Raw genomic sequence first — 26,850 nt, forward strand, 5'->3', positions numbered from 1 at the left:
TGCCACGACGAGACCGACGAACCTGAACAATAAAGGGACATCATGAAACTCAGCAGGACTCCGATCAAGACCGCCATTGCCCTCGTGCTGTGCGGAACCGCCCTCGTTACCACGGGCGCGGAAGCATCCGGGCAGACCCCGCCCGCGGCCGCACCGGCCGGGACCGCCCAGGCCGCGCCGCGCCCCGGCGACGATTTCTTCGCCTGGGCCAACAAGGATTGGCTTGCCAAAACGACCATCCCCGAGGACCGCAGCCGCTGGGGCGCCATGGACAACCTGGCGGAAGACACGAACCAGCGCATCGTCAAGCTGATCGAGGCGGTCGGCGCGGACAAGAAGGCCGGCCCGGAAGCGCGCAAGGTCGCGGATTACTTCAACGCCTATATGGACGAGGCCGCGATCGAGGCGCGCGGCGCCGCGCCGCTGAAGCCCGAACTGGCGCAGATCGCCGCCATCAAGGACAAGGCCGGCCTCGTGCGCGTGCTGGGCGCGTCCGTGCGCGCGGACGTCGATCCGCTGAACAATACGCATTTTGCGACCGAAAACATCTTCGGGCTGTGGGTGTCGCCCGGCCTGCACGATCCGGCGCACAACTGGCCGTACCTGCTGCAGGGCGGCCTGGGCATGCCGGACCGTGCGTATTATCTCGACAACAACGAGCGCATGGCGGGCCTGCGCACACAATATCAAAAACACATCGCCGCGATGCTGAAACTGGCCGGCTACGCGACGACGGACGCCGACGCCGACGCGCGCGCCGCGAAGATCTTCGCGCTCGAGGTCGACATCGCCAACACGCACACCACCCGCGCCGACTCGGCCGACGTGCTGAAGGCCGACAACACGTGGACGCGCAAGGACTTCCCTACCAACGCGCCGGGCATCGAATGGGACGCGTTCTTCAAGGCCGCGCACCTGTCCGACCAGGACAAGTTCATCGTCTGGCACCCGTCGGCCGTGAAGGGCGAGGCGGCCCTCGTCGACAAGACGGATCTCGCCACGTGGAAGGACTATCTCGCGTTCCACACCATCAACCGCATGGCAAACGTGCTGCCGAAGGCGTTCGCCGACCAGCGTTTCGACTTCTACGGCAAGGCACTGTCCGGCACGCCGCAGCAATCCGTGCGGTGGAAGCGGGCGCTGGGCGCCACGAACGAGGCGATGGATGAAGCGGTCGGCAAGCTTTACGTCGCGAAATACTTCCCGGCCGAGAACAAGGCGCAGTTGCAGCGGATGGTCGCGAACATCGTGACGGCGTTCGGCAAGCGCATCGACAAGCTCGACTGGATGGCCCCCGCTACGCGCGCGCAGGCGAAGGAAAAGCTGAAGACCTTGTACGTCGGCGTTGGCTACCCGGACAAGTGGAAATCGTATGTGGGCCTGAAGGTCGACCCGAAAGATGCGTTCGGCAACGCGTTGCGCGCCGAGGCGTTCCACATGGGGCAGGAACTGGCGAAGCTGCACACGAAGCCGGACCGCACCGAATGGTCGATGCCGCCGCAGCTCGTCAACGCCGTCAACCTGCCGCTGCAGAACGCGCTGAACTTCCCGGCCGCCATCCTGCAGCCGCCGTTCTTCGATCCGAAGGCGCCGGACGCCGTCAACTATGGCGCGATCGGCGCCATCATCGGCCACGAGATCAGCCACAGCTTCGACGACCAGGGCTCGCAATTCGACGCCCAGGGCCGCCTGCGCGACTGGTGGACGAAGGAAGACATGGAGCACTTCAAGGCCGCGTCGCACAAGCTCGTCGAGCAGTACAACGCGTATAAGCCGTACCAGGACCTCGCCGTCAACGGCCAGCTCACGCTGTCCGAGAACCTCGCGGACTTGGCGGGTCTGGAAGCGTCGTACGACGCCTACCGCGCGGCCGCCGGCAAGAATGCGACACAAGAGACTGACCGCCAGTTCTTCACCGGCTATGCGCAGAGCTGGCGCACGAAGGCGCGCGAGGAGGCCGAGCGGCGCGGCATCCTGACGGACGGCCACGCGCCGCCGCGCTACCGCACCGCCACCGTGCGCAACCTGGACGCGTGGTACAAGGCGTTCGACGTGCAGCCGGGCCAGGCGCTGTACCTGCCGCCGGACGAGCGTGTGCGCGTCTGGTAAGCCTGCGCTGATGGGGCAGCTTATGTCCCGTGGGTAAGCTGCGCCGGCATGGAAGATGCCCGGACTAGAATGACCTGGCATCTTTCATCGTGGTTTTTGCTCATGAAACAGCATTATCTCGACGTCCGCCGGCGCATCGTCCATGCTCACTTCGACCTCCCCGCCATGATCGACGACGACTACGAAGACATCACGCAGCGCACGCTGCACCATTACGACGACAACGCGCGCCGTTTCTTTGCCGGCACCATCGACCACGACGTCAGCCAGAACATCGAGGCACTGCTGACCGCGATCGAGGCGCCGGCGCCGTACGCGATCCTCGACTTCGGCTGCGGCCCGGGCCGCGACCTCAAGACGTTCGCCGCGCTGGGCCACCATGCCGTCGGCCTGGACGGCAGCGCACGCTTCGTCGAGATGGCGCGCGAGTACAGCGGCTGCGAGGTGTGGCAGCAGAACTTCATCGACCTGCACTTGCCGGACGCCACGTTCGATGGCGTGTTCGCGAACGCGTCGCTTTTCCACGTCCCGCGCGACGTGCTGCCGAAAGTGCTGAACGAACTCAACGCGACGTTGAAGCCGGGCGGCGTGCTGTTCAGCTCGAACCCGCGCGGCCATAACGAAGAGGGCTGGAACGGCCCGCGCTACGGCTGCTTCCACGATTACGCGGCGTGGGAACGCTACGTCGTCGCGGCCGGTTTCGTGCCGCTGCGCCACTATTACCGGCCAGAAGGATTGCCGCGCGACCAGCAGCCCTGGCTGGCCAGCGTCTGGCGCAAGCCACTCTGTTAGGTTGCGTACAGAATGAAGATCGGCATGCAATTAACCTGAATGCATCCCGCTTGATTCAGCAGGCGGTCTTACCTACAAGGAGATACGGACATGAACGAGGACCAAATCAAAGGCAAAGCCAAGGACATCGGCGGCAAGGTGCAAGAGGAAGTCGGCAAGGTGGTCGGCAGCAGCGAGCAGCAAGCCAAGGGCCTGTCCAAGCAAGTCGAAGGCAAGGTGCAGGAAAAGGCTGGCGATCTGCGCGACGCGATCAACAAGGGCAATCGCTGACAGTGCGGTAGCGCGGGCATGGTGGGCGGAGGCCGCCCACCCTACGGCGTCGTAGGGTGGGCACCCCGTGCCCACCATGCGTTTCGGTACCAAACAAAACGGCCGCGCATGCGATGCATTGCGCGGCCGTTTTCATTGACGCGACGACTCAGTTCGGCGCCGTCCCGCCCAGGTTCTTCTTGAAGAACGCGTCGATCAGCCCGTACACGTGGCGCTGTCCCGCACGCGACGAAATGCCGTGCTTGGCGCCGGGATATGTCATCAGCTCGAACCGCACGTTGCGGTTGACGAGCGCGTCGATCAGGCGCGTCGAGTTCGTGAACAGCACGTTGTCGTCGGCCATGCCGTGCACGAGCAGCAGCGGCGACTTCAAGCCGTCCAGGTGCGCGAATACGCCGCTGCGTTCGTACGCGGCCGGGTCGGCCTGCGGCGTCGCGCCCACGAACTGTTCCGTGTAGTGCGTGTCGTACAGCGACCAGTCCGTCACGGGCGCCACTGCCACACCCATCGCGATCTTGCTTGAGCCCGCTTCCAGCAGGCGCAACGTCATGAACCCGCCATAGCTCCAGCCGAACACGCCCACGCGCTTCGGATCGACGAAGCTCTGCTGCGCGAGCCAGTCGATGCCCGTCAGCTGATCCTCGACTTCGTGCGCGCCGAGGTCGCCGTAGATGACGTCGGTGAACGCGCGCTCGCGCCGCGACGAGCCGCGGTTGTCCAGCACGAACACGACGAAGCCCTGCTGCGCCATGTACTGGTTGAACAGATTGCCCCACTGGCGCGTGACGCGCTGCGAATGCGGGCCGCCGTACGTGAACAGGAACACGGGGTAGCGCTTGCTCGCGTCGAAGTTTGCGGGCTTGATCATCGAGTAGTACAGCGTCTGGCCGTCGTGCGCCTTGATCGTGCCGTATTCCGTCGGCAGGTGGTCCGTCACGTATTTCGCGTACGGGTGCGACGCGTTCAGCTCGTTATGCTCGAGCCACTCGACCATCGTGCCGTCCGCGCGGCGGATCGACACTTGCGGCGGCGTGTTCGGATCGGAGAACGTGTCCACGAAGATCTTGCCGTTGCGGGCGAACACGTCTTCGTGCCAGCCGTCCTGCTTCGTTAACCGCGCGGGCTTGGCGGCATTGCTGCCGTCCAGGTTCAGCGCGTACGCCTGCTTGTCGACGACGGCGTCCTTGTTCGATGCGACATACACCTTGCCGGCCTGCTCGTCGACGGCGAGGATGTTGTCGACACCCCATTCGCCGCTCGAGATCGGATGCAGCAGCTTGCCCGACATATCGTACAGGTACAGGTGCTTGCGGCCGCTGCGCTCGGACGCCCAGATGAAGGCGTTCTGGCGGTTCAGGAAGCGCAGGTCGTCGTGGATGCTGACCCACGTCTTCGATGTCTCGGTCAGCAGCGGGCGCTGCGCGAGCGTGGCCGCGTCGACGGCGACGAGGTCCAGGCGCTTCTGGTCGCGCGACTGGCGCTGGTAGACGAGCGTCTTGCCGTCCGCGCTGAAGTCGGCGCGCACGAGGTAGATGTCCTTGGCCGGACCGAGGTCGACCTGCTTTTGCGCGCCCGTCGCCGGGTTCACGATCATCAGGTCGATCAGCACGTTCTTCGCGCCCGCGGCCGGGTAGCGCTGGTCGATGACTTCCGTGCGGTCGGCGAAGATCTCGAAACGGCGCGCGACGGGCACCTGCGCCTCGTCGTAGTGGCGGTACGCGATGGCGGAATCGTCCGGCGCCCAGTAATAGCCGGTCTGCTGGTCCATCTCTTCCTGCGCGACGAATTCCGCTTCGCCATTGTGCACAGTACCTTTGCCATCGGTCGTCAGCTGGCGTTCCTGGCCCGTCGTCAGGTCGATGACGAACAGGTTCTGGTCGCGCACGTACGAGACGTAGCGGCCCTTCGGCGAAATCTTCGGATCGCCGACGTTGCCCGACGCGACCTTGCGCGCCGCTTCCGGCTTGTTCACGTCGACGAGGTACAGGTCGCCCGCGATGGGGACGAGCAACTGCTTGCCGCTGGGCGACCAGCTATAGCTCAGGATGCCGGACAGGCTCGCCGTGCGCGCACGTTCGCGCCGCGCCTTTTCTTCCAGCGACAGGTTCTCGTTCGGGACCAACTGCTTGGAGTCGACCAGGCGGTGCGTGGTCTTGTCCTTCATGTTGAATTCCCACAGGTCCAGCTGGAACTGGTTGTCGGTGCGTCCGCGCAGGAAGGTCACGCGTTCGCCGTCGGGCGAGACGCGCAGGCTGCGGACGCCCGGACCGGACAACGCCGGGTCGGCGTGGATACGGTCCAGCGTCAGCCGTTCCGCCGATGCGGGAACGGCCGACAATGCGGCTAAAAGGCAGAGAAGAAGGCGCATGGGTTTTGGGTAGTGTTTTTAGGAATGGGTTTGTGCAACGGCGGAACGATACCAGAGTCGTCCCGGAAACGCTGTAACGACAGCGGGGAGATGGCTGTCAATGATGGATGAACTGTAATGTATGCAATCGATCCCATGCACTATGATCAATTCGTCGGCGCCCCAATGCCGACAATAGGATGAAACTCTCTCCTAGGGTTACGCCGATGGATTCCCCGTCCATCGGCTTTTTTTCGTCTTGCAGATCCTTCAGCGCAGGTACGGGCCGACCTTGGCTTCGAGCAGCCTGACCAGCTCCGGCTGCATGTACTCGTACTCGTCCGGAATGTCGAGGCAGATCACGCGCTTGCCGTTCAGGTGGTGCCTGAAGCGCTGGCCAAGGCGATTCCGGTGCACTTTTTCCATCACGAAGATGAGGTCCGCCCAGGCGATCTGTTCCGGCGACAGCGGCACGTCGGCATCGTTGCCCAGGCCGGCCGAATCCGTTGCGATATCGGGCCATGAAGCGAACACGTGTTCGGCCGTCGGACTGCGCAGCCGGTTCTGTGTGCAGATGAACAGCACGCGTCTCATGGCGTCTCCGTCACGGGCACATGCGCCACGTCGCGCACGCGCAGCTTCGACAGCTGGTGCAAGCTCCACGCGAGCAGCACGGCAGCCACGGTCAGCCCGAGCACGAGACCGATCCAGAATCCCGTCGCGGCCATCGGCTTGCCGGGCGACCACGGGAACCAGCTCGGCGCCAGGCCGAGGATCCAGCCGACGGGCAGGGCGACGCCCCAGAACGCGATCATCTGGATGACCATCGGCGAGCGCGTCACCTTGTAGCCGCGGATCGCGGACGCGGCCGCGACCTGCGTCGCATCGGACAGCTGGAACAGCGCGGCGAACAGCAGCAGCATCACGCACGTGGCCTGCACGGCCGCGTCCGACGTGTACATCGCGGCGATCTGCCAGCGGAACACGGCGATGCAGAGGGCGGAGATCAGCCCGAACGCGATGCACATGCCCGTGCCGACCCACGCGACGAAACGCGCCCGCACGGGATTGCCTTCGCCCATCGCCTGGCCCACGCGCGTGAGCGCGCCGATGCCGAAACTCAGCGGCACCATGAACACGAGCGACACGAAGTTCAGCGCGATCTGGTGCGCCGACACTTCGATCACGCCGAAGCGCGCGACGAGCAGGCTGATGATGCCGAACGCGCTGACCTCGGCAAAATAGGTGACGCCGATGGGCAGGCCCAGCCGCAGCATGCTGCCGATCTCTTTCCAGTTCGGCCCTTCCCAGCGGGTGAACGGATACGTCTGGCGATATACCGGCGACACCTTGATCCAGATGACCATCGCGGCCAGCATCAGCCACAGGCCGGTCGCCGTCGATACGGCGCAGCCGAGCGCGCCCAGCTTGGGCAGGCCGAACTTGCCGAAGATGAACAGCCAGTTCATGACGATGTTGTACAGCAGGCCGCACACGGCGATGACCATGATGGGCTTCGTCTCGTTGATGCTCGTCGTGTAGCCGTACAGCGCGCGGTAACAGGCGAACGCGGGCATCCCGGCACTGAGGATGTGGAGAAAGGTCGCGGCGCGTCCCGCCACGGCCGCGTCGAGGCCGATGTGATCGAACACGAGCGTGCACAGGTTCGCGGCGAGCGAGCCCGCGACGCCAACGCCGACACCCATCCACAACGACTCGCGCACCGAGTGCGAGATGCGGTCGAAGCGCGCGGCGCCCATCTCGTGCGACACGACGGAGTTCACGGCCATCATGATGCCCATCACGGTGACGAGGATGATCGACCACACGGACGTGCCGAGCGACACGGCGGCCAGTTCCGCCGCGCTGACGTGGCCTGTCATGGCGACGTCCGCCACGCCCATGCCGACGGTCGCCAGCTGGCCCACGAGCATGGGCCAGGACAGCCGCCACAGCGTGGCGATCTCGGTGCGGACGGGATGCGCCGCGCGGGCGCCGGTGCGGGTCGGGTTGGGCGTCATGATCGGTTTGCTTGGGAAACCGATCATTTTACTGAGGAATCGGCAGCCCCGTGCGACCTGCACGCGCGACCCGCGCATGAGGCGCACGTCGGCGCGCGCGCGGGCGTCTCAGCGCTGAGCCAAGGTCGGCTCCGGCACGGATTTCAGGTAGGCGTACAGCGCCCGTATGTCCGTCTCGTTCATCTGCCTGAGCGAGCCGAACGGCATCACGGGACTGATCGCGCTGCCGTCCGGGCGGTGGCCCGTCTTAAACATCGCGATGAATGCGTCCGGCGTCGGATAGCGGTTCAGCGCGCTACCCTTGCCGGGCGCGAGCCGGGCGGCGGGCGGCCACGCGGGCGGTGCGCCGGGAATGCGGCCGCCGGCGAGATCCGCGCCGTGGCAGCCGATGCACGTCGCGGCGACGTAGGCGCCATACGCGGGCGTGACGGCGGCCGGCACGGCCCGCGGCGGGGCCAGCGTGTGGTCGATTTTTTCGGACGCGTCCTTGATGACGCCGAACGCGTACAGCGCCTTGGCGGGCACGGGCACGTCGATGACGGCCCTCACGCCCGGCACGGGACGCATTTGCTTGAGGTAGGCGACGAGGGCTGCCATGTCTTCATCGCTGAGGCGGCTGTAGTCCTCGCTGGGCATCACCATGACGGGATTGCCGTTCGGCTTGACGCCGTGGCGCACGGTGCGCACCCAGTCGATGTCGCGGTAATGCGCCGTCGCGCCGTTGGGCCCGGCCGTGATGTTCGGGGCGACGACGAGCATGCCGCCGTCGCGTACGACGGTCTTGCCGGCACCGTCCGCGCCGTGGCACTCGGCGCAGCCGCGCGTGTTGTACAGGTAGCGCCCGTGGTCGACGCGGGCGCCGTCGGGCACGATGTCCAGCGGCCGCACCTGCAACGCGATGCTGCGTGCCATCTTGCGTTCACCGAGCACCTTGCCGACCCCGGCCGTGGCGACACCCAGCAGGGCGAGTGCCGCCAACGCGATGCTCGTGCGCTTGACCCATTTGCTCACCATCATTTCCTCCTTGTTGGACGAACGACAACACGAGGAATCTAGCACTGCCGTTCATGGCCGGATACTGGTTGAAATGCTAATGACGGCCACATGTGCGTAATGAGGCCTGGGTCAAGCGTGGGTCACGAACCTTTATTTGGTCGTGAAGTTCGTGAGCCACTGCAGGTTCGGGTCCTTGGCCCAGCTCGCCGTGCCGTTGTTCCAGTTGCTGTCCAGGCTGTTCTGGCTGCCGAAGCAGTCGCCGGATGCGCGCATATAGCAGTGGTCGGCCGAGCCGTCTGCGACCTGGCTGTTCTTGACGATGATCCAGCCGCTGTTATTGCTGTTCATGCAGGCGTAGGAACCGGCCGCGCATTTCTGGCCCGTGACGTTCTGCAGCGAGGTCTGCACGGCGGACTGCGACCCGCCTGCGAAATTGTCCCGTTCGCCGTCGACGGCGCGCAACCGGTCGCTCGGCAAGGTGCGGTTGCCGTTCGAGACGCAGGACGACAGGTCGTACACCGAATACACATTGCTCATGCCGATGCCGTACGCGGCCTGCACGCGCGCGTCGTAGTTCTTGGCCAGCAGCGCGAGGATGGAGCCCTGGCTGAAGCCGCCCACGACGATGCCCTTGCTGCAATCGGCCTTCGCGCGCGAGCACAGCTGCGACACGGCGCTCAACGTGCTGTTCGGGTTGAAGATGCAGCTCGACTTGGCGCTCAGCACGGAGCACGTGCCGAACTGCGATTCCGCATAGTCGACGGTGGCCGCGATATAGCCCTTGCTTGCCATATCGTTCACGGCAGCCATCGCGGCCGCGTTGTTGTAGGTCTCGCTCGTGCCGACCATGTAGATAAACACGGGATACGGCCCCGTCCCGGACGGTTCCGCGCCGGCGATGCTGTAGCTCATCGAACACGACCCGCCGGCCGTGCTGGCGCCGTTGTAGCTGCTGGCAAAGCTCGTCGTCTGCGCGGCGGCGGCGCTGGCGGCCATGGCGGACAGCATGGCGGCGGCGAGGAGGAATCTCGAGCGAGTTGTGTGCATTGTTGTCTCCAAGTCGTTATTGATGTGTGATGTCCGATGCTAGGCCTCTCATATGCATGCATCAAACGGCACACCATGGCGTCAGGAGACAAGCGCATGCTTTCCGGAGCCCAACTCACGCTCAACGGTGCGAAACCGGGCGCGGCGCGCTAGTACAATCGGACGGGACGCGCCAGGTAGTAATTGAAAAGCAAGCCCCCCGCCACAACGTACGGGTCATTCAATATCCAACCGATCCAGGAGCAAGCTCGTGGAATACAAGGACTACTACCAGGCCCTTGGTGTCGAGAAGACGGCGACCCAGGACGAGATCAAGAAGGCCTACCGCAAACTCGTGCGGCAATACCACCCCGACGTCAGCAAGCACAAGGACGCGGACGCGAAGACCAAGGAAATCAACGAAGCCTACGACGTGCTGGGCGACCCGGAAAAGCGGGCCGCCTACGACGAGCTGGGCCGCGGGCACCGTCCCGGCCAGGGCTTCCAGCCGCCGCCGGACTGGGGCACGCAATTCGATTTCGGCGGCACCGGCGGGGACGATTTCTTCAACGACCTGTTCGCCCACGTGGGCCGGCGCTCGCGCGGGGGCGCGCACGCGGGCGGCGGCGGCTTCCAGATGCCCGGCGAAGACATCCACGCCGCCATCGCCATCGACCTGCGCGACGCCTACCAGGGGGCCACGCGCACGATCAGCCTGCGTGTGCCGCAGCATGACGCGCAAGGCCACGCGACCATGCAGGACAAGACCCTGTCCGTGAACATCCCGAAAGGCGTGACACCGGGCCAGCAGCTGCGCATGCGGGGGCAAGGCCATCCGGGCTTCGGCGGCGGGCCGGCCGGCGACCTGTACCTGGAAATCCAGCTGAACCCCGACCCGCGCCAGCGCGTCGAAGGCACGAACGTCTACCAGGACGTGCCCATCACGCCGTGGGAGGCCGCGTTGGGGGCGACGATCTCCGTGCCCACGCCGTCGGGCACGGTCGAGGTGACGGTGCCGCCCGGATCGCAGAACGGGCGCAAGCTGCGCTTGAAAGGACGCGGCATCCCGGCCAAGACGCCGGGCGATCTGTACCTGCTGCTGAACGTGGTGTTGCCGCCCGCGACCAGCGACCGTGCGCGCGAGCTGTACGAGGCGATGGCGCGCGACCTTGCCTTCAATCCCCGCGAACGCATAGGAGCTTGAACGATGCATGACGACATTCTCACCGGCGTGCTGCTGGAGGACGTGGCGCTGACCCTCGACGAACTGGCGCGTGCCTGCAACGTGGAGCCCGACTGGGTCGTGCGCCACGTGCACGCGGGCGTGCTGGGCGGCGAGACGAGCGTGCAGGTGACGAGCTGGCGTTTCCGCAGCGGCGACCTCGTCCGCGCCCGGCGGCTGCTGAGCGTCGAGCGCGACTTCGACGCCAACGAGGACCTCGCCGCGCTCGTCGTCGACCTGGGCGAGGAAATCCGCCGCCTGCGCGCGCGCCTGCGTGTGCTCGGCGTCGACCCGGGCATCGGCTGACCTCCGTGCCGGTGCCTCGTGCGCCGGCGTTTCGGCGAGCTCGGGTGGAGCACGGCGTGCGCGGCAAGGCCCGTGTTATCTTGCCGCGTATGCTCAAATTACCGTCCAACGCCAGCGCACCATTTTGTCCCTCGGAAGTTGCCGGCACCGTCAACGTGCCGGAGAACGATCCGCTGTGGAAAAAAATCCTGCGCTATGCCGGCCCCGGCCTGCTCGTGTCGGTCGGATATATGGACCCGGGCAACTGGGCCACGGCGATCCAGGGCGGCTCGCAGTTCGGCTACGACCTGCTGTTCGTCGTCGTCCTGTCGAGCCTGGCGGCGATCGTGCTGCAATGCCTGAGCATGCGGCTGGGCATCGTCACCGGAAAAGATCTCGCCGTCCATTGCCGCGAGCAATATTCGCCCGTGCATGCGAAGGGGCTGTGGGCGTTCGCGGAACTGTCGATCATCGCGTGCGACCTCGCCGAGGTGCTCGGTTGCGCGCTCGCGTTCAAGCTGCTGCTGGGCCTGTCGCTGCCGGTCGGCGTGGCGCTGACGGCCCTCGACACCATCATCGTGCTGGGCTTGAAAAGCAAAGGGTTCCGCCAGCTGGAAGCCATCGTGTTGGGCCTCATCCTGACGATCGCCGTGTGCCTGTTCGTCGAACTGTTCCTCGTCGATCCGGACCCGCGCGCCGTGGTGGCGGGCCTCGTGCCGTCGCTGGACAAGCTGCGCCAGCGCGACGCCCTGTACCTCGCCATCGGCATCCTCGGCGCGACCGTCATGCCGCACAACCTGTACCTGCACTCGTCCGTCGTGCAGACGCGCATCATGCGCCACGACCTCAACGAAGGCGGCGCGCGCCTCGCGGAGGCGATCAAGCTGTCGCGTATCGACACCATCGTGTCGCTGCTGCTGGCCCTGTTCATCAACGGCGCGATCCTCGTGCTCGCGGGCGCCGCGTTCTACAAGCCGGGCGGCGGCAACGTGATGGGCATCGACCAGGCCTATTATCTGCTGGCCCCGGTGGCCGGCACCGCGGCCGCGGCGGTCTTGTTCGGCCTCGCGCTGCTCGCGTCCGGCCAGAGTTCCACGTTCACCGGGACCATCGCTGGCCAGGTCATCATGGAAGGCTTCCTGAAACTGAAGATCCCGTGCTGGCAGCGCCGGCTGCTCACGCGCGCGCTCGCGCTGGGGCCGGCGATGATCGGCGTGCTGACGCTGGGCGATCATGCGATCGGCAAGATGCTCGTCGGCAGCCAGGTCGTGTTGAGCCTGCAATTGCCTTTCGCCATGTACCCGCTGATCCGCCTGACGGGGCGGCGCGACCTGATGGGGCAGTTCGTCAACGTGTGGTGGACGACGGTGTTGTCGTGGTTCCTGTTCGTCGTGATCTCCAGCGCGAACATCTGGATGGTGTGGCAGGCCCTGTCGGGCTGACCAGTGGCGCGCGCCGCGTCCGGCCGCGCGAATCTACAATCGGCTTCCTGCTTAGCTTTGCTAAACGCTGACAAGGAGGTTACATGCAACAAGGTAAGAACCAGGCCCTGCAGGGCAAACGGGTTGCCATCCTCATGACGGATGGCGTCGAGCAAGTCGAATACACGGGCCCGCGCGGGTTCCTCGAACAGCAAGGCGCCCAGGTGACGCTCGTGTCGCCGAAGCCCACGGGCGACGAGATCCAGGGCTTCAATCACCTGACCCCGGCCGACAAGTTCAAGGTCGAACTGGACGTGCGCGACGCGCGCCCGGCCGACTTCGATGCGCTCGTGCTGCCGGGTGGTGTTGCCAATCCCGACCAGCTGCGCCTGTCGATGGAAGCCATCACGTTCATCCGCGCATTCGGCCGCGAAGACAAGCCGATCGCCGCCATCTGCCACGGTCCGTGGACGCTGATCGACGCCGACCTCGTCACGGGCAAGCACGTCACGAGCTGGCCCACGTTGCAGCTCGACTTGCAAAATGCCGGCGCGGAATGGACCGATGAGCCGGTCGTCGTCGACGGCAAGCTCGTCACGAGCCGCAAGCCGGACGACATCCCGGCCTTCAACCAAGCCCTGCTGAGCGAGCTGCAATCGGCCGGCCAGACGAAGCACTGATCGATCTGCCGCGCTCCGCACCGACGCCGGCGCCGCCTCAGCGCCGGCGTCTTTTTACGCCCCGCGCCGTGCGACGCCGCGTGCGCGCGATGCCTAGAATGGTTGATCGTCTTTATGCGTTCGACCCAAAGGAGTTTATATGGAACAAGTTTCCAGCAGGCCCTTGCAAGGCAAGCGCGTCGCCATGCTGATGACGGATGGCGTCGAACAAATCGAATACACGAGCCCCCGTTCCTTCCTGGAAGAGCAGGGCGCGACCGTCGTCCTGCTGGCGCCCAAGGCCGCGGGCGACGAAGTGCAGGGCTTCAATCACATGCAGCCGGCCGACCGCTTCAAGGTCGAGATGAACGTGGGGGACGCAAAGCCGGCCGACTTCGACGGCCTCGTGCTGCCTGGCGGGGTCGCGAATCCGGATCAACTGCGCATGAGCAAGGAAGCGATCGACTTCATCCGCGATTTCGATGCGGAGGACAAGATGGTCGCGGCCATCTGCCATGGTGCCTGGACATTGATCGACGCTGGCATCGCCACGGGCAAGCACCTGACGAGCTGGCCCAGCCTCAAGCGCGACCTCACGAATGCGGGCGCCGAGTGGACGGACGAGGAAGTCGTGCTGGACGCGCGGCTCGTCACCAGCCGCAAGCCCGACGATCTGCCGGCCTTTAACACCATGTTGCTGAAGGAATTACTCGTCGCGTCGGGGACGGATACGGGGCCGACGTCCTGAGGCTGTCCATCTTACTGGATGTGTAATCCAGGATAGTTGACGGATGATCTTTCATATTGGAGAATGTCTCCACTATGAAAGATGACTCCTCCGTCAACGGGCGTATCGCCCAACAAGTGCGCCTGCTGCGCAGCGAGCGCGGCCTGTCGCTGGACGCGCTGTCGAACCAGTGCGGCGTCAGCCGGTCGATGCTGTCGCTGATCGAGCGTGGCGAAACGAGCCCGACTGCCGTCGTGCTGGACAAGCTCGCAGCCGGCCTCGGCGTGCCGCTCGCGTCGCTGTTCGACGACCCCGCATCCAAGACCGAACCCGTCGCGCGTTTCGCCGACCAGGTCGTGTGGCAGGACCCGCATTCGGGCTATCTGCGGCGCAATGTCTCGCCAGAAGGCTTCCAATCGCCGACGCGTATCGTCGACGTCACGTTTCCGCCGCATGCGCGCGTGACGTACGAGGCGGGCGCACGCACGCCCGCCGTGCTGCAGCAGATCTGGATCCTCGAAGGCCGGATGGAGGTGACGTACGGCGCCGAGTCGTACCTGCTGGAGACAGGCGACTGCCTCGCGGTGCCCCTCGACGCACCGAATTCCTTCCACAACCCCGGGGACGTGCCGGCACGGTACGCCGTCGTCCTCACCACACTCGCCAGGAGCTGATCATGAGTTGTCGCGTACGTCGTCTGTCGAACCTGACCGATCCGGACATCGAAGGGCTCGCCGCCGTGCTGTTCGACTGCGTCGAGGGAGGCGCATCCGTCGGGTTCATGCATCCGTTCACGTTGAGCCAGGCGCTCGCGTGGTGGCGCGGGCTCGCTGCCGACGTCGAGGCCGGACGGCGCGTGCTGCTCGTGGCCGAGGACGAGTACGGCATCGTCGGCACCGTCCACCTCGTGCTGGCGATGCCGGACAACCAGCCGCATCGGGCCGATTTGTGCAAGATGCTCGTGATGCGCCGCGCGCGCAAGCAGGGTGTCGGCGCGGCGCTGATGGACGCGGCGGAGCGCGAGGCGCGCGCTTCCGGCAAGACGTTGCTCGTGCTCGATACGGCCAGCCAGGATGCCGAGCGGTTGTACGCGCGCATGGGGTGGACGCGGCTGGGTGTCGTGCCGGGGTTTGCGTTGTTGCCGGAGGGCGGATTGTGTCATACGACGTATTTTTATCGTGAGCTGACGATCGCCGGATAGCTCGACGGTGAAGCGGTGATCGATCAGGCGGAACCTCGCTGCCCGATTGTAGTCGCCGATATGTGCAAGGCTGATATTGAGCAAAAATGCGACATTTTAGTTCTTTCTGGAAATACATTTATGTTTCCCTTGGGAATCAATGTAAAATGTAAGCCGATTTTGGCGGGCTGACTGGAGGTGCGCCGCGGCCGTCGTGGAGAGCGCCGGTCCCGCCAAAGACTATCTAACGGTATCGTGCGGTCTTGCGCCGGCGACGCCCCTCTGGATAAGAAGGTCGCTGAGTGAGCTCCAAATCGATCGCCCTGCCGCTGCGCGTTTTTCACAGACTTCCGTTGCCTGGACAACTCGTCCTGATAGCGGCAGTTATCTTGCCTTGCCTATGGGCTCTCGTGATAGTGTCGTTACACGGTACATATGAGAAAACTTTGGCGGAGGCCGCCGAGGACAGCAATAACATCGCGCGTCTGTTCGCGGAAGAAGTCAATTCTTCCATCAATGCGATCGACCTGACGGTGATCGACCTGCGCGAACGTTGGCTCGACGCCCCGGACAGGTTTGATGACTATGTCCACAAGCGTCAGGCAATTCTCGAAAGACCTGTGGCATTTCAGGTAAGTATCATCGACGCCGCGGGGCATCTGGCGTATTCGAGCGTGGACCGCTCCGCGCCGAGGCTCGATTTAAGCGACCGCGAGCACTTTCGCACCCATCTTGGCGGAATCGACAAACTGTTCGTCAGCCGCCCGGTCAAGGGCCGGGTGTCCGGACGGGGAAGTGTCCAGTTTACCCGTCCATTGCTTGCCGCCGGGAATCGTTTCGCCGGCGTGATCGTGTTGTCGGTGGCCCCGGAATACTTCACCCGGTTTTCGGGGAAGCTTCAACTTGGCCAGCACGGGACGGTCGCCCTTGTTCGCGAGGACGGCATCTTCGTCGCGCGCGAGCCGGCAGTGTCGTCCGAGCCGCCCAACATGTTGCGGACGATGCCGGACTTTGGCGCGATAGGCACGGAAACACTGATGTATTCGCGTGCCTCGCAGATCGACGGTGTCGTTCGGCTCTACGCCTGGCGCGTATTGCCGCTGAAGGCCCTGGGGGTGGCGGTCGGCCGCAGCCGTGATGAAATTCTCGAACCCTATATCCGGCAACGGAATCTGGTGTTGACCGGTGCATATGGGCTGTCCATTCTGATTGTCCTGGTCAGCTATAGTGTGCTGACCGGACTGCGCGACCGTGCCCGCGCCCGCGTCGCTCTCGAGGAAAGCGAGTTTCGCTGGAAATACGCGCTCGAAGGCGCGGGCGATGGCGTCTGGGATTGGGATGGTCGGACCGATACGGTGTACTTTTCTCACCGCTGGCGTGAGATGCTTGGCTATGACGACGACGAGATCCGGACCGGGAAACAGTGGGAAAACCTGATCCATCCGGAGGACCGTGGACGGGTTCTCGACGCGACCGCCAAATTGATCGCCGGGCTGATGCCGACATTGGCGATGGAATATCGCATGCGGGCGAAGGACGGGAGCTGGCGCTGGATCTTCAGTCGCGGCATGGTCATCGGTACCGATGCGGATGGACAGGCAGTGCGGGTGATCGGCACCCATACCGACCTGACGGACCGTAAGCTGCAGGAAGAGGCGCTTCATCAGGTGGAGCAGATGCACGCCGCGCAGGCCCTGTTTCAAAGCGAACAGCGTTTCCACCAGCTTGCCGATGCAATGCCGCAAATCGTATGGACGGCCAACGCCGACGGCGGTATCGATTACGCCAACAGTTGGGTGCGTGCCTACACTGGTCTGGTCGACGACATCAATGCTGAGAACTGGGTCACGATACTGCACCCGGATGACGTTGCTCAGACGCTGTCCATCTGGGAGGCCGCGGTTCGCTCGGGCACTATCTTCGAGACCGAATATCGCGTATTCCGTAGCGCCGACGGGAGCTATCGCTGGCATCAGGCGCGTGCCATACCGATCCGGGACGAATACGGCACGATCGTAAAATGGTACGGCACCACCACCGACAATCACGACACGCGGTTGGCGAATGACGAAATCCGCAGGTTGGCCCACCGTCTCGGCACGACGCTCGAAAGCATCACGGAAGCGTTCCTTACAGTCGATCTGGACTGGAAATTCACGTATGTCAACAAGGAAACCGAGCGCCTGCTTGAGCGTGATCGTGCGCAATTGCTTGGATGCGTCTTATGGGACGAATATCCGGATCTCGTCGGCGGGATCGCCAATACCGAATTCCGGAGAGCCATCCGTGAACACTGTACCGTCGAGTTTGATATTTACTTCCCGCCACTGAATCGATGGTTCAAGGTTCGCGCGTATCCGTCATCGGAAGGGCTTGCGGTATATTGCCGCGATATCAGCGCAAGCCGGCGCCTGCAGACGTTCAAGAACGAGCAGATGAAATTGCTGGAACGGATGGCACTGGGTGCGCCGTTGCCCGAGCTCCTGGAACTGGCGACCAGGATCGTCGAATCGTCCGGGCATGCCATGCAATGTGCCGTGATGTTGCTGGGCGCGGACGGTGCCGCCTTCGAAAGCGTGGTCGCGCCAAGTCTTCCGGCTCCGTTACGCGGCATCCTGGAAGAATTCGATGTTGACGCGGTATTGCCGCCCGATCGGCGCGCACGGCTGCAAGCAGGGCCGGTGTTCGTCGCCGACGTGGGGGACGATCCGAGCTGGACTGGTGCGCACGATTCCGCTGCACGCCATGGGGACCGCGCGTGCTGGTGGTATGCGATTCGCTCTGGTCAAGATCGGTTGCTCGGTACACTCGCGGTGTTCACGGCAACCGGACGTGTGCCCGATCAAGGCGAAATGGAGATTCTTGGTCTGTGCGTCCACACGGTAAGCATCGCGGTGGAACGACTTCACATTGAACGCAAGGCCCGCGCAAGCGAGGACCTGCTCGAATATCAGTCGAATTACGACACCCTGACGGGACTTGCCAACCGTAATTTGCTTTGCGAAAGGACGAGTCAGACGATGGCGCGCGCCATGGGCCGGGGCGAGCAGGCCTGGCTTGTCTGTATCGATCTCGACCGCTTCGCCGTGGTCAACGAAACGCTGGGCCACGAAGCCGGCGACCTGGTCCTGCAAGAGACAGCGGCCCGCTTGAGGGCGGCATTGGGGCCGAACGATACGGCCGCGCGGACCGGTGGCGATGAATTTGTGCTGGTGCTGGCCGACGTACCCGACGAGCACGCCGCGATCCATGCAGTCCAGCGTATCATGGCCACCCTGGGCGAACCGATCAACGTAGGCGAGCATGTGCATTTCCTGAGCTGCACGTCCGGGTTATCGGTATTCCCGGCTGACGGCGATACGGCGAACGCGTTGATCAAGAATGCCCACATCGCGATGCAGCGCGCCAAGGAAGCGGGCGGTGGTGAGTTACAGTTTTATACGGCGTCGATGAAAGCGCGCGCGATGGAACGCCTGCGACTCGAGGGCGACCTGCGGCATGCCGTCCAGCAGGGCGAATTGCTGTTGCATTATCAGCCGCAAGTCGACGTGCGCACCGGGCGGATCGTCGGCGTGGAAGCCCTGCTGCGATGGGCGCATCCCGAGCTCGGCATGATTCCGCCCGACCGGTTCATCGACCTGGCGGAACAAACCGGGCAGATCGTCCCGATTGGCACGTGGGTATTGCGGACCGCGTGCGCGGACGCCAAGCGTTGGCATAGCGCCGGCTGGGACGGCCTGCGTGTCGGTGTCAATCTGTCGGGCAAGCAGTTCTACCAGCCGGATCTGATCGAGGTCGTGACAGGGGTCCTGGCGGAATCAGGGCTCGCCGCACGCTACCTGGACATCGAGTTGACGGAGGGCCTGGTGATGACCGACATCGACCAGGCACTCGCCACGATGAATGCGCTGAAGGGGCTCGGCGTACAGCTGTCACTGGACGACTTCGGCACCGGCTACTCCAGCCTGTCGTATCTGAAACGCTTCCCGATCGATGTGCTGAAGATCGACAAGTCATTCGTCAGGGACGTCACCACCGATCCGGACGCGGCGGCAATCGCGCGGTCCATCATTTCGCTTGCCCAAAGCCTGCAATTGCAAGTCATCGCGGAAGGCGTGGAAACCCAGGAGCAGCTGAGCTATCTGACGACCTACCGTTGTGATCAGATCCAGGGCTACTATTTCAGCCGTCCGGTACCGGCTGCGGAATTCGAACAATTGCTGAGCGAGGAGCGTGTGCTGCCTGCGGCGCGTCCTGACGAACAGGTGCGGACGGTGCTGCTCGTTGACGACGACCCTAGCGTCAGCGCGGCATTGCGCCGACTTCTGCGCCGCCAGGGCTATCGGGTCTTGCACGCGGAAAGCGGAGAGGAAGGGTTGAGCTTGCTTGCCTTGAACGACGTCCAGGTTGTCATCTCCGACCAGCGCATGCCCGGCATGATGGGCATCGAATTCCTGTCACGCGTCAAGCAGATACACCCGCAGATTATCCGGATCATGTTGTCGGGCTACACGGCGGTCGACGCGATCATCGAAGCGACCAATAGCGGTGCCGTGTTCCGGTTCCACACGAAACCTTGGGACGACGAGGCCTTGTGCGCGAGTATCGCCGACGCATTCCGTTATCACTGGTTGATGCGCAATGTGGAAACTGCGTTGACGTGAACGGGCCAGTATCGCGTCTGCCCGCATGCGTAATCGTACAAAACAAAGCCCCGCCGGCTTGCGCCGGCAGGGCTTTGTTTTTACATATTGGTGGAGGTCAAGGCAAAAAACGCCGCGCGATTTTCCTTGAACGGGCGAATCGGAGCGGCCTTGCGCCTGCATGCGCAAGGCCGCTCGCCGGCTCGCTGCTGCGCAGCTCGAAACCCCGGCTCGCCCCTCGTCCGTGCAGGACGAGGATTCGATTCCACGGTCTGCAAGAGAGGTATTCAAAAACAAAGCCCGGCTCGCTTGCGCGAGCCGGGCTTTGATTTTGAATACTGGTGGAGGCGGAGGGAATCGAACCCTCGTCCGCAAGCACTCTACAGACAGTTCTACATACTTAGCACTGTCAATTAATTTAACTTAGACGACGGGGACGTGCACCCTTCGACCAAGCGAGTTACCTAAAATTTCGGAAGCAACCAAGTAACCCGGTTGAGTCCTAGCCTCTGTAAATGACTCTACTTGCCTTGCGGCACACCCCAGAGGCGAGGTGGTGTAGAGCTAGCAGCGATTAGGCTGCGAGTGCGTACGAGTTATCGTTTGCAGTTATTGATTTCTGGATGTATTTACGAGGTAACCAGTCCTCGGTATGCCCTGTTCTGCTTTGCAACCCACGTCGAAACCAGGTCGCCCCCAGATAGAGACGTTCATTGTACCGCAATCGACCCATGAACGGAGAGCCAGGATGCGCCCTCACACCCGATATGGGTGCGAGGTGCGGAGAATCAAGCTCTGTCGATCAACGGCCCTGGTTCTGGCTCTGGTTGGCGATCTGGTTGCCCAGCATGCCGCCGCCGATCATGCCGGCCACCGTTGCCAGCTTGCGGCCGTTGCCGCTGCCGACCTGGTTGCCGAGGAGGCCGCCCACGACGGCGCCCGTGCCGATCGCGACGTAGTTCGGCTGCGGTGCCGGACGCTGTGCCGGTTCGCGATAGGCCGGTTCACGGTACGACGGCGACTCGTTCTGTGCGTAGCTCGTGTTCGCGTGGTGCACGGTGTGATGCACCGGTTTCGCAGGCACTTCCTTGATCACGGTTTCCTTGATCACGACCGGGGCCGGCTGGGCGCTGGCGACGGCCGGCTGGGCGTACGCGCCGGTTGCCGGCTGGGCATACGCGGCTTGCTGCGGCTGCGTGCCTTGCGGCGCTTCGGCGGCCATCGGCAGGGCCGGTGCGGCGGTCGGGGCGCCGGCGTAGGCCGGGTTCACCTGGGCCGTGTTTGCGCCCGCCTCAGGTGCGCTGTGCGAGCTCGGCAGGAGGCCGGTGATCGCGGCGGTGCCCGCCAGGCTGACGACGATGACGGACACTGCGGCAGCTGCCGTCAGCGGGTGGATGCGGGAAGTGGTCTTGGTCGTTTCCATTTGTTTGCTCCTGAGACGTTGTTGTCGTATGGCTGTAGATTACTCAGAGGCATTGCGGAGAGATAGACAGTGCACTGTATCAATCGTAAAGATATGTAAGTGGGAAACTTGCCGGCGTGCGGCAGCGATGACGAGTCCGCCTGGCGGTCTAACCGGCAGAAGCACTGCCGCAGGGGCAGTATGCAACTAACCGACCGGGGGCGCATATGACCACGGCAAGGCCGCCACGATCAGCGACGCACCGGTCGGCACAGCAGAGAGGTCATGGCTGCCAGCATCAGAACCAAGCCGGCAGCCAATCAAGAGGAAGGAGTCATCGCGCCCATGCGCGCGATGCGTGGACCGCAACCGATTCAGGCGGCCGCGCGCGACGCTTCCGCAAGTTCCCGCAGCAACTGCAGCAAGTCGCGCGGCGTCTCGAGCAGATAATCGGCACCCCAGGTGACGGGGGCGATGGAACCGCAATAGCCCCACGCGCACGCGACGGTGACCATGCCGGCCGCGCGGCCCGCTTCGATGTCGCGCAGGTCGTCGCCCACGTACCAGCAGTGCGCCGGGTCGAGCTCCAGGCGGCGCGCCGCTTCCAGCAGCGGGGCAGGGTGCGGTTTCGCGTGCGGCGTCGTGTCGCCCGAGATCACACAGCCGGCGTGCGCCAGGCCGATCTGCGGCACGAGCGGGTCGGTGAAGCGCGCCGGTTTGTTGGTGACGATGCCCCAGTTCATGCCGGCCGCCACGATGCCATCTAGCAGGTCGGCGATGCCGTCGAACAAGGTCGTGTGCACGGCCATCGCCGACTGGTAGCGCTCGAACCATTGCACGCGCAATTCTTCGTAGCCCTCGTCGCCCGGGGCGAGGCCGAAGGCGGCGCCGATCATGCCGCGCGCGCCAGCCGATGCGGTCGGGCGCAGCAGCGCGTACGGCGTGGGCTCCAGGCCGCGCTCCGTGCGCATCCAGTTGACGGCGGCCGCGAGGTCAGGCGCGGTGTCGGCCAGCGTGCCGTCGAGGTCGAACAGGACGGCGCGCGGCGCCGGCAGGGCAGAAGAAAAAGTCATGGGGCGAATAGTCAGAGCGGTTTGCTGCAGGCGACCATGTAGTTGACGTCGGTGTCCTGGTTCAGCGAGTAGATCTTGGTCAGCGGGTTGTACGTCAGGCCCTTCAGCCCGTCGACGACGAGGCCGGCGTCGCGCACGAAATTCGACAATTCTGCCGGCGTGATGAATTTGGCGTAGTCGTGGGTGCCGCGCGGCAGCATGCGCAGCACGTATTCTGCGCCTACGACGGCGAACAGGTACGATTTGACGTTGCGGTTCAACGTCGAGAAGAACACGCGGCCGCCCGGTTTGACGAGGGTCGCCGCGGCGCGCACGATGGCGGCCGGGTCCGGCACGTGTTCCAGCATTTCCATGCACGTGACGACGTCGAACTGGCCGGGTTCTTCCGCAGCCATGTCTTCCGCCGCGATCAGCTTGTAACGCACGTCCACGCCCGATTCCAGGCTGTGTAGGTCCGCCACTTTCAATGCTTTTTTCGACAAGTCGATGCCGGTGACCTTAGCGCCCTTGCGCGCCATGGATTCGGCCAGGATGCCGCCGCCGCAGCCGATGTCGATGACGTTCTTGCCAGCCAGCGGCACGCGCGCGTTGATCCATTCCAGGCGCAACGGGTTGATGTCGTGCAGCGGACGGAATTCGGACGTCGGGTCCCACCAGCGGTGGGCCAGCTCACTGAACTTCTGGATCTCTAACGGATCGGCATTGGTCGTCGTAGTCATAGGACGGAATGATAGCGGAAATGGGTAGCGGGTACGGCTGGGTTTGCGAAAAAAAGCGCCTGTGAGGAAACACTTCCGACAGGCATAAAAAAACCCCGCCGAAGCGGGGTTGTTCAGGCGTCAAGCCGCCGATTATTTACTGCTGGTTGCTGCGGGTACCGACGACTTCGATTTCCACGCGGCGGTTCTTCGCACGGCCGGCGGCGGTCTTGTTGTCGGCGACCGGCTGCTTCTCACCCTTGCCTTCGGTGTAGACGCGGCTTGCTTCGACGCCCTTGCTCTGCAGGTAGGCCTTGACGGCCTGTGCGCGGCGAACGGACAGCTTCTGGTTGTACGCATCGGTACCGACCGAGTCGGTGTGACCGACGGCGATGATGACTTCCAGGTTGATGTCTTTCAGCTTGCCGACCAGGTCGTCCAGCGATGCCTTGCCAGCCGGCTTCAGCACGGCCTTGTCGAAGTCGAAGAAGGCGTCAGCCGAGTAGCTCACTTTTTCCGAGGTCGGGACCGGAGCCGGTGCCGGGGCCGGAGCCGGGGCAGGTGCCGGAGCGGCAGGCGGCGGCGGAGGCGGCGGTGCGACGCACTTGCCGTTCTCCAGGTGCTCGGGTTCCACGCACAGCGGCGCGTCGCAGCCCGGGACCGCGTCGGCCGGGGTCCAGTAACCGGTACGCCAGCACAGGCCGAACGGGTTGCGAGCGATGACGCCACGGGCATCCTGCACGTAAGCGCTGTACGGCGTCGGCGCCTTGATATCGGTGGTCAGGGGCGCATACGGAGGTGCGCTCTGCGCGGATGCGCTGCCCGCCATCGCGGCCGTAGCTGCGAATACGAGGGTTGCCAATTTATTCATCTTATTTATTCCTTTCGGTAAAATCTTCTAGCAGCGAAACTGCCTTGAGGCAATACGACGTGAGCATAATATTAACACTCGAGACAGCACGTCAGTTCCGCATTGTGAAACAAGCAATTAACGTCTCGGCCATTTTGCCACATACGCCACATCCGCACGACCGGTGGCTGACCAATTGCAGTGCATGGTATTTGTCGCGTTGTTTCTGCGCAACAAGGTGTCGGCAAGTGCATGCAAGCTTGACGAAGGTTTATGACAGGCATGTGTCAGAGGGGCAATTGTGCCACTTTGCTATCAACCTTGCTTGCGGCCAAAATGCTCTGCTGCTAGGGCCGGCGTGGTAAAATCATGGGCTTGGAATTCCAATTTTTAGCTTGAAGGCGTCGACCCGCACAATGGATCAATTCGCAAAAGAAACAGTTCCAATTTCCCTGGAAGAAGAGATGCGCAAGAGCTACCTCGATTACGCCATGAGCGTGATCGTGGGCCGTGCTCTGCCGGACGTGCGCGACGGCTTGAAGCCCGTGCACCGCCGCGTGCTCTACGCGATGCACGAGATGAACAACGTGTGGAACCGTCCTTACCTCAAGTGCGCGCGCGTGGTCGGCGACACGATGGGTAAGTACCACCCGCACGGCGATGCGTCGATCTACGACACCCTGGTCCGCATGGCCCAGGACTTCTCGCTGCGCTACACGCTGGTGGACGGCCAGGGCAACTTCGGCTCGATCGACGGCGACTCCGCCGCGGCGATGCGTTACACCGAGTGCCGTCTCGACAAGATTTCGAACGAACTGCTGGCCGACATCGACAAGGATACCGTCGACTTCCAGCCGAACTATGACGGCAAGGAAAAAGAACCGACCGTCCTGCCGACGAAAATCCCGAACCTCTTGATCAACGGCTCGTCCGGTATCGCAGTGGGCATGGCGACGAATATCCCGCCGCACAATCTGTCGGAAGTGATCAGCGGCGCGATGCACGTGCTGCGCAATCCGGACTGCACGATCGACGAGTTGATCGAACTGATCCCGGCGCCGGACTTCCCGACGGCCGGCATCATCTACGGCGTCTCGGGCGTGCGCGACGGCTACCGCACCGGCCGCGGCCGCGTCGTGATGCGCGCCAAGACGCACTTCGAGGAATATGGCAAGGACGGCGGCCGCATCGCGATCATCGTCGACGAGCTGCCATACCAGGTCAACAAGAAATCGCTGCTGGAGCGCATCGCCGAGAACGTGCGCGACAAGAAGCTGGAAGGCATTTCCGACATCCGCGACGAGTCCGACAAATCGGGCATGCGCGTCGTCATCGAGCTGAAGCGCGGCGAAGTGCCGGAAGTCGTGCTGAACAACCTGTACAAGCAGACGCAGCTGCAGGATACGTTCGGCATGAACATGGTGGCCCTCGTCAACGGTCAGCCGAAGCTGCTGAACCTGAAGCAGATGCTGGAGTGCTTCCTGTCGCACCGCCGCGAAGTGGTCACGCGCCGCACCGTGTTCGAGCTGCGCAAGGCACGCGAACGCGGCCACATGCTGGAAGGCCTCGCGGTCGCGCTGGCGAACATCGACGACTTCATCGCGATCATCAAGGCCGCGCCGACGCCGCCCGTCGCGAAGACGGAACTGATGGCGCGCGCGTGGGATTCGTCCCTCGTGCGCGAGATGTTGAACCGCACCGAGCTCGGCGCCTCCGGCGGCATCGAGGCATTCCGTCCGGAGCACTTGCCCAAGCACTACGGCATGCAGACCGACGGTCTGTACAAGCTGTCGGACGAGCAGGCCCAGGAAATCCTGCAGATGCGCCTGCAGCGCCTGACGGGTCTCGAGCAGGACAAGATCGTCAACGAGTACAAGGAAGTGATGCTGCACATCGCCGACCTGCTCGACATCCTGGCCAAGCCCGAGCGCGTCACGAGCATCATCGTCGACGAGATGGCGCAGATCAAATCCGACTACGCGGACAACGGCAAGGACACCCGCCGCTCCGCCATCGAGCACAACGCGTCCGACCTGGAAACGGAAGACCTGATCACGCCGCAGGACATGGTGGTCACCTTGTCGCACACGGGTTACATGAAGTCGCAGCCGATTTCCGAATACCGTGCGCAGAAGCGCGGCGGCCGCGGCAAGCAGGCGATGGCGACGAAGGACGAGGACTGGATCGACCAGCTGTTCATCGCCAACACGCACGACTACATGCTGTGCTTCAGCAACCGCGGCCGGATGTACTGGCTGAAGGTGTGGGAAGTGCCGCAGGGTTCGCGCAACTCGCGCGGCAAGCCGATCGTCAACATGTTCCCGCTGCAGGACGGCGAGAAGATCACGGTGATCCTGCCGCTGTCGGGCGAGAACTCGACGTTCCCGGAAGACCATTACGTGTTCATGTCGACGAGCCTCGGGACCGTCAAGAAGACGCCGCTGCGCGATTTCTCGAACCCGCGCAAGGCAGGCATCATCGCCGTCGACCTGGACGAGGGCGACTTCCTGATCGGCGCCGCCCTCACGGACGGCAAGCACGACGTGATGCTGTTCTCCGACGCCGGCAAGGCCGTGCGCTTCGACGAGAACGACGTGCGCCCGATGGGCCGTACGGCACGCGGCGTGCGCGGCATGAACCTGGAAGAAGGCCAGAACGTGATCGCGCTGCTGGTCGCCGAGAACGAGCAGCAGTCCGTGCTGACGGCGACCGAGAACGGCTTCGGCAAGCGCACCCCGATCACGGAGTACACCCGTCATGGCCGCGGCACGAAGGGCATGATCGCGATCCAGACGTCCGAGCGCAACGGCAAGGTCGTCGCTGCGACGCTGGTCGACCAGACGGACGAGATCATGTTGATCACGACGGGCGGCGTGCTGATCCGCACCCGCGTCGCGGAGATCCGCGAGATGGGCCGCGCCACGCAAGGCGTCACCTTGATCGCGGTGGAGGACGGCACGCGGTTGTCGGGCCTGCAGCGCGTCGTCGAGACGGACCTCGAGGAAACGGAACTGGAGCCGGCGCCGGAATAAGCCGGGCCCGCCCCACGAAACCGCCGCGCGTTCCAATGCCGGCGGTTTTTTTTATCGAAGTCGGGGTCAGAGCACTTTTCGAAAATTCGGGGTCAGA

21 protein-coding genes and 1 other RNA gene are annotated in these 26,850 nt (G+C 63.9%); 12 read left to right on the forward strand and 10 right to left on the reverse strand.

Annotated elements, in window-relative coordinates; genetic code table 11:
* Positions 1-42: 42 nt before the first annotated feature.
* From NX784_RS20040 to NX784_RS20050, 3 genes are all read left to right on the forward strand, one after another.
* On the forward strand, positions 43-2,109 hold the full coding sequence (locus NX784_RS20040) for a M13 family metallopeptidase (RefSeq protein ID WP_258818457.1): 2,067 nt from the start codon (positions 43-45) through the stop codon (positions 2,107-2,109).
* A gap of 165 nt (positions 2,110-2,274) precedes the next feature.
* Positions 2,275-2,901: a class I SAM-dependent methyltransferase gene (locus NX784_RS20045; RefSeq protein ID WP_258818502.1), complete on the forward strand. Its 627-nt coding sequence runs from the start codon at positions 2,275-2,277 to the stop codon at positions 2,899-2,901.
* Between the two features lie 90 nt (positions 2,902-2,991).
* Complete coding sequence (locus NX784_RS20050; protein WP_258818458.1) at positions 2,992-3,171, forward strand: CsbD family protein; 180 nt, start codon at positions 2,992-2,994, stop codon at positions 3,169-3,171.
* A 148-nt stretch (positions 3,172-3,319) separates the two neighbouring features.
* On the opposite strand, the gene NX784_RS20055 is transcribed toward NX784_RS20050, so the two are convergent.
* The 5 genes from NX784_RS20055 to NX784_RS20075 all read right to left on the reverse strand — a co-directional run bounded on the left by NX784_RS20055 (position 3,320) and on the right by NX784_RS20075 (position 9,582).
* Positions 3,320-5,539 carry a S9 family peptidase gene (locus NX784_RS20055; protein ID WP_258818459.1) on the reverse strand — a complete coding sequence of 740 codons (2,220 nt, stop codon included), beginning with the start codon at positions 5,537-5,539 and terminating at the stop codon, positions 3,320-3,322.
* Between the two features lie 249 nt (positions 5,540-5,788).
* On the reverse strand, positions 5,789-6,112 hold the full coding sequence (locus NX784_RS20060) for a low molecular weight protein tyrosine phosphatase family protein (protein WP_258818460.1): 324 nt from the start codon (positions 6,110-6,112) through the stop codon (positions 5,789-5,791).
* Positions 6,109-7,539, reverse strand: coding sequence for an MATE family efflux transporter (locus NX784_RS20065; protein WP_258818461.1), 1,431 nt, complete (start codon positions 7,537-7,539; stop codon positions 6,109-6,111). Before NX784_RS20065 ends, NX784_RS20060 begins: the two co-directional genes overlap by 4 nt.
* Positions 7,540-7,647: 108 nt before the next feature.
* Positions 7,648-8,553 carry a c-type cytochrome gene (locus NX784_RS20070; RefSeq protein WP_258818462.1) on the reverse strand — a complete coding sequence of 302 codons (906 nt, stop codon included), beginning with the start codon at positions 8,551-8,553 and terminating at the stop codon, positions 7,648-7,650.
* 132 nt (positions 8,554-8,685) lie between these two features.
* A complete protein-coding gene (locus NX784_RS20075) occupies positions 8,686-9,582 on the reverse strand; it encodes a hypothetical protein (protein ID WP_258818463.1) in 897 nt (298 codons plus the stop codon).
* 250 nt (positions 9,583-9,832) lie between these two features.
* On the opposite strand from NX784_RS20075, the gene NX784_RS20080 reads away from it, so the two are divergent.
* The 8 genes from NX784_RS20080 (at position 9,833) to NX784_RS20115 (ending at position 19,719) form a co-directional block, all read left to right on the forward strand.
* Positions 9,833-10,765 (forward strand): DnaJ C-terminal domain-containing protein, encoded by a 933-nt coding sequence (locus tag NX784_RS20080; protein ID WP_258818464.1) that lies wholly within the window; start codon positions 9,833-9,835, stop codon positions 10,763-10,765.
* A gap of 3 nt (positions 10,766-10,768) precedes the next feature.
* Complete coding sequence (locus NX784_RS20085) at positions 10,769-11,089, forward strand: chaperone modulator CbpM (RefSeq protein ID WP_258818465.1); 321 nt, start codon at positions 10,769-10,771, stop codon at positions 11,087-11,089.
* An 89-nt stretch (positions 11,090-11,178) separates the two neighbouring features.
* Positions 11,179-12,510 (forward strand): Nramp family divalent metal transporter, encoded by a 1,332-nt coding sequence (locus tag NX784_RS20090; protein ID WP_258818466.1) that lies wholly within the window; start codon positions 11,179-11,181, stop codon positions 12,508-12,510.
* 83 nt (positions 12,511-12,593) lie between these two features.
* On the forward strand, positions 12,594-13,169 hold the full coding sequence (locus NX784_RS20095; protein WP_166859796.1) for a type 1 glutamine amidotransferase domain-containing protein: 576 nt from the start codon (positions 12,594-12,596) through the stop codon (positions 13,167-13,169).
* A gap of 139 nt (positions 13,170-13,308) precedes the next feature.
* Positions 13,309-13,896, forward strand: coding sequence for a type 1 glutamine amidotransferase domain-containing protein (locus NX784_RS20100; protein WP_258818467.1), 588 nt, complete (start codon positions 13,309-13,311; stop codon positions 13,894-13,896).
* A 74-nt stretch (positions 13,897-13,970) separates the two neighbouring features.
* Positions 13,971-14,549 carry a helix-turn-helix domain-containing protein gene (locus tag NX784_RS20105; RefSeq protein WP_258818468.1) on the forward strand — a complete coding sequence of 193 codons (579 nt, stop codon included), beginning with the start codon at positions 13,971-13,973 and terminating at the stop codon, positions 14,547-14,549.
* A 2-nt stretch (positions 14,550-14,551) separates the two neighbouring features.
* Positions 14,552-15,076, forward strand: a complete 525-nt coding sequence (locus NX784_RS20110; protein WP_258818469.1) for a GNAT family N-acetyltransferase — start codon at positions 14,552-14,554, stop codon at positions 15,074-15,076.
* Positions 15,077-15,501: 425 nt separating this feature from the next.
* On the forward strand, positions 15,502-19,719 hold the full coding sequence (locus NX784_RS20115; protein WP_258818470.1) for an EAL domain-containing protein: 4,218 nt from the start codon (positions 15,502-15,504) through the stop codon (positions 19,717-19,719).
* A gap of 318 nt (positions 19,720-20,037) precedes the next feature.
* Here NX784_RS20115 and ssrA read toward each other — a convergent pair.
* The 5 genes from ssrA to ompA all read right to left on the reverse strand — a co-directional run bounded on the left by ssrA (position 20,038) and on the right by ompA (position 23,742).
* Positions 20,038-20,396: a transfer-messenger RNA gene (gene ssrA / locus NX784_RS20120) on the reverse strand.
* Between the two features lie 104 nt (positions 20,397-20,500).
* Positions 20,501-21,121: a glycine zipper 2TM domain-containing protein gene (locus tag NX784_RS20125; RefSeq protein ID WP_258818471.1), complete on the reverse strand. Its 621-nt coding sequence runs from the start codon at positions 21,119-21,121 to the stop codon at positions 20,501-20,503.
* 353 nt (positions 21,122-21,474) lie between these two features.
* On the reverse strand, positions 21,475-22,173 hold the full coding sequence (locus NX784_RS20130; protein ID WP_258818472.1) for an HAD family hydrolase: 699 nt from the start codon (positions 22,171-22,173) through the stop codon (positions 21,475-21,477).
* 11 nt (positions 22,174-22,184) lie between these two features.
* Positions 22,185-22,892 carry a bifunctional 2-polyprenyl-6-hydroxyphenol methylase/3-demethylubiquinol 3-O-methyltransferase UbiG gene (gene ubiG / locus NX784_RS20135; protein ID WP_258818473.1) on the reverse strand — a complete coding sequence of 236 codons (708 nt, stop codon included), beginning with the start codon at positions 22,890-22,892 and terminating at the stop codon, positions 22,185-22,187.
* A gap of 136 nt (positions 22,893-23,028) precedes the next feature.
* Positions 23,029-23,742: an outer membrane protein OmpA gene (gene ompA / locus NX784_RS20140; RefSeq protein ID WP_307736055.1), complete on the reverse strand. Its 714-nt coding sequence runs from the start codon at positions 23,740-23,742 to the stop codon at positions 23,029-23,031.
* A gap of 395 nt (positions 23,743-24,137) precedes the next feature.
* On the opposite strand from ompA, the gene gyrA reads away from it, so the two are divergent.
* The gene (gyrA, locus tag NX784_RS20145) at positions 24,138-26,753 is read left to right on the forward strand and encodes a DNA gyrase subunit A (protein ID WP_258818474.1); all 2,616 of its coding nucleotides are present in this window, start codon (positions 24,138-24,140) and stop codon (positions 26,751-26,753) included.
* Positions 26,754-26,850 lie beyond the last annotated feature (97 nt).

This window comes from Massilia pinisoli (assembly GCF_024753285.1).
GTDB lineage: Bacteria > Pseudomonadota > Gammaproteobacteria > Burkholderiales > Burkholderiaceae_D > Telluria > Telluria pinisoli.

Coding starts and splice junctions, on each gene's coding strand:
- NX784_RS20040 (WP_258818457.1), top strand. CDS start 43: ATGAAACTCAGCAGGACTCCGATCAAGACCGCCATTGCCCTCGTGCTG.
- NX784_RS20045 (WP_258818502.1), top strand. CDS start 2,275: ATGATCGACGACGACTACGAAGACATCACGCAGCGCACGCTGCACCAT.
- NX784_RS20050 (WP_258818458.1), top strand. CDS start 2,992: ATGAACGAGGACCAAATCAAAGGCAAAGCCAAGGACATCGGCGGCAAG.
- NX784_RS20055 (WP_258818459.1), bottom strand. CDS start 5,539: ATGCGCCTTCTTCTCTGCCTTTTAGCCGCATTGTCGGCCGTTCCCGCA.
- NX784_RS20060 (WP_258818460.1), bottom strand. CDS start 6,112: ATGAGACGCGTGCTGTTCATCTGCACACAGAACCGGCTGCGCAGTCCG.
- NX784_RS20065 (WP_258818461.1), bottom strand. CDS start 7,539: ATGACGCCCAACCCGACCCGCACCGGCGCCCGCGCGGCGCATCCCGTC.
- NX784_RS20070 (WP_258818462.1), bottom strand. CDS start 8,553: ATGGTGAGCAAATGGGTCAAGCGCACGAGCATCGCGTTGGCGGCACTC.
- NX784_RS20075 (WP_258818463.1), bottom strand. CDS start 9,582: ATGCACACAACTCGCTCGAGATTCCTCCTCGCCGCCGCCATGCTGTCC.
- NX784_RS20085 (WP_258818465.1), top strand. CDS start 10,769: ATGCATGACGACATTCTCACCGGCGTGCTGCTGGAGGACGTGGCGCTG.
- NX784_RS20090 (WP_258818466.1), top strand. CDS start 11,179: ATGCTCAAATTACCGTCCAACGCCAGCGCACCATTTTGTCCCTCGGAA.
- NX784_RS20095 (WP_166859796.1), top strand. CDS start 12,594: ATGCAACAAGGTAAGAACCAGGCCCTGCAGGGCAAACGGGTTGCCATC.
- NX784_RS20100 (WP_258818467.1), top strand. CDS start 13,309: ATGGAACAAGTTTCCAGCAGGCCCTTGCAAGGCAAGCGCGTCGCCATG.
- NX784_RS20105 (WP_258818468.1), top strand. CDS start 13,971: ATGAAAGATGACTCCTCCGTCAACGGGCGTATCGCCCAACAAGTGCGC.
- NX784_RS20110 (WP_258818469.1), top strand. CDS start 14,552: ATGAGTTGTCGCGTACGTCGTCTGTCGAACCTGACCGATCCGGACATC.
- NX784_RS20125 (WP_258818471.1), bottom strand. CDS start 21,121: ATGGAAACGACCAAGACCACTTCCCGCATCCACCCGCTGACGGCAGCT.
- NX784_RS20130 (WP_258818472.1), bottom strand. CDS start 22,173: ATGACTTTTTCTTCTGCCCTGCCGGCGCCGCGCGCCGTCCTGTTCGAC.
- ubiG (WP_258818473.1), bottom strand. CDS start 22,892: ATGACTACGACGACCAATGCCGATCCGTTAGAGATCCAGAAGTTCAGT.
- ompA (WP_307736055.1), bottom strand. CDS start 23,742: ATGAATAAATTGGCAACCCTCGTATTCGCAGCTACGGCCGCGATGGCG.
- gyrA (WP_258818474.1), top strand. CDS start 24,138: ATGGATCAATTCGCAAAAGAAACAGTTCCAATTTCCCTGGAAGAAGAG.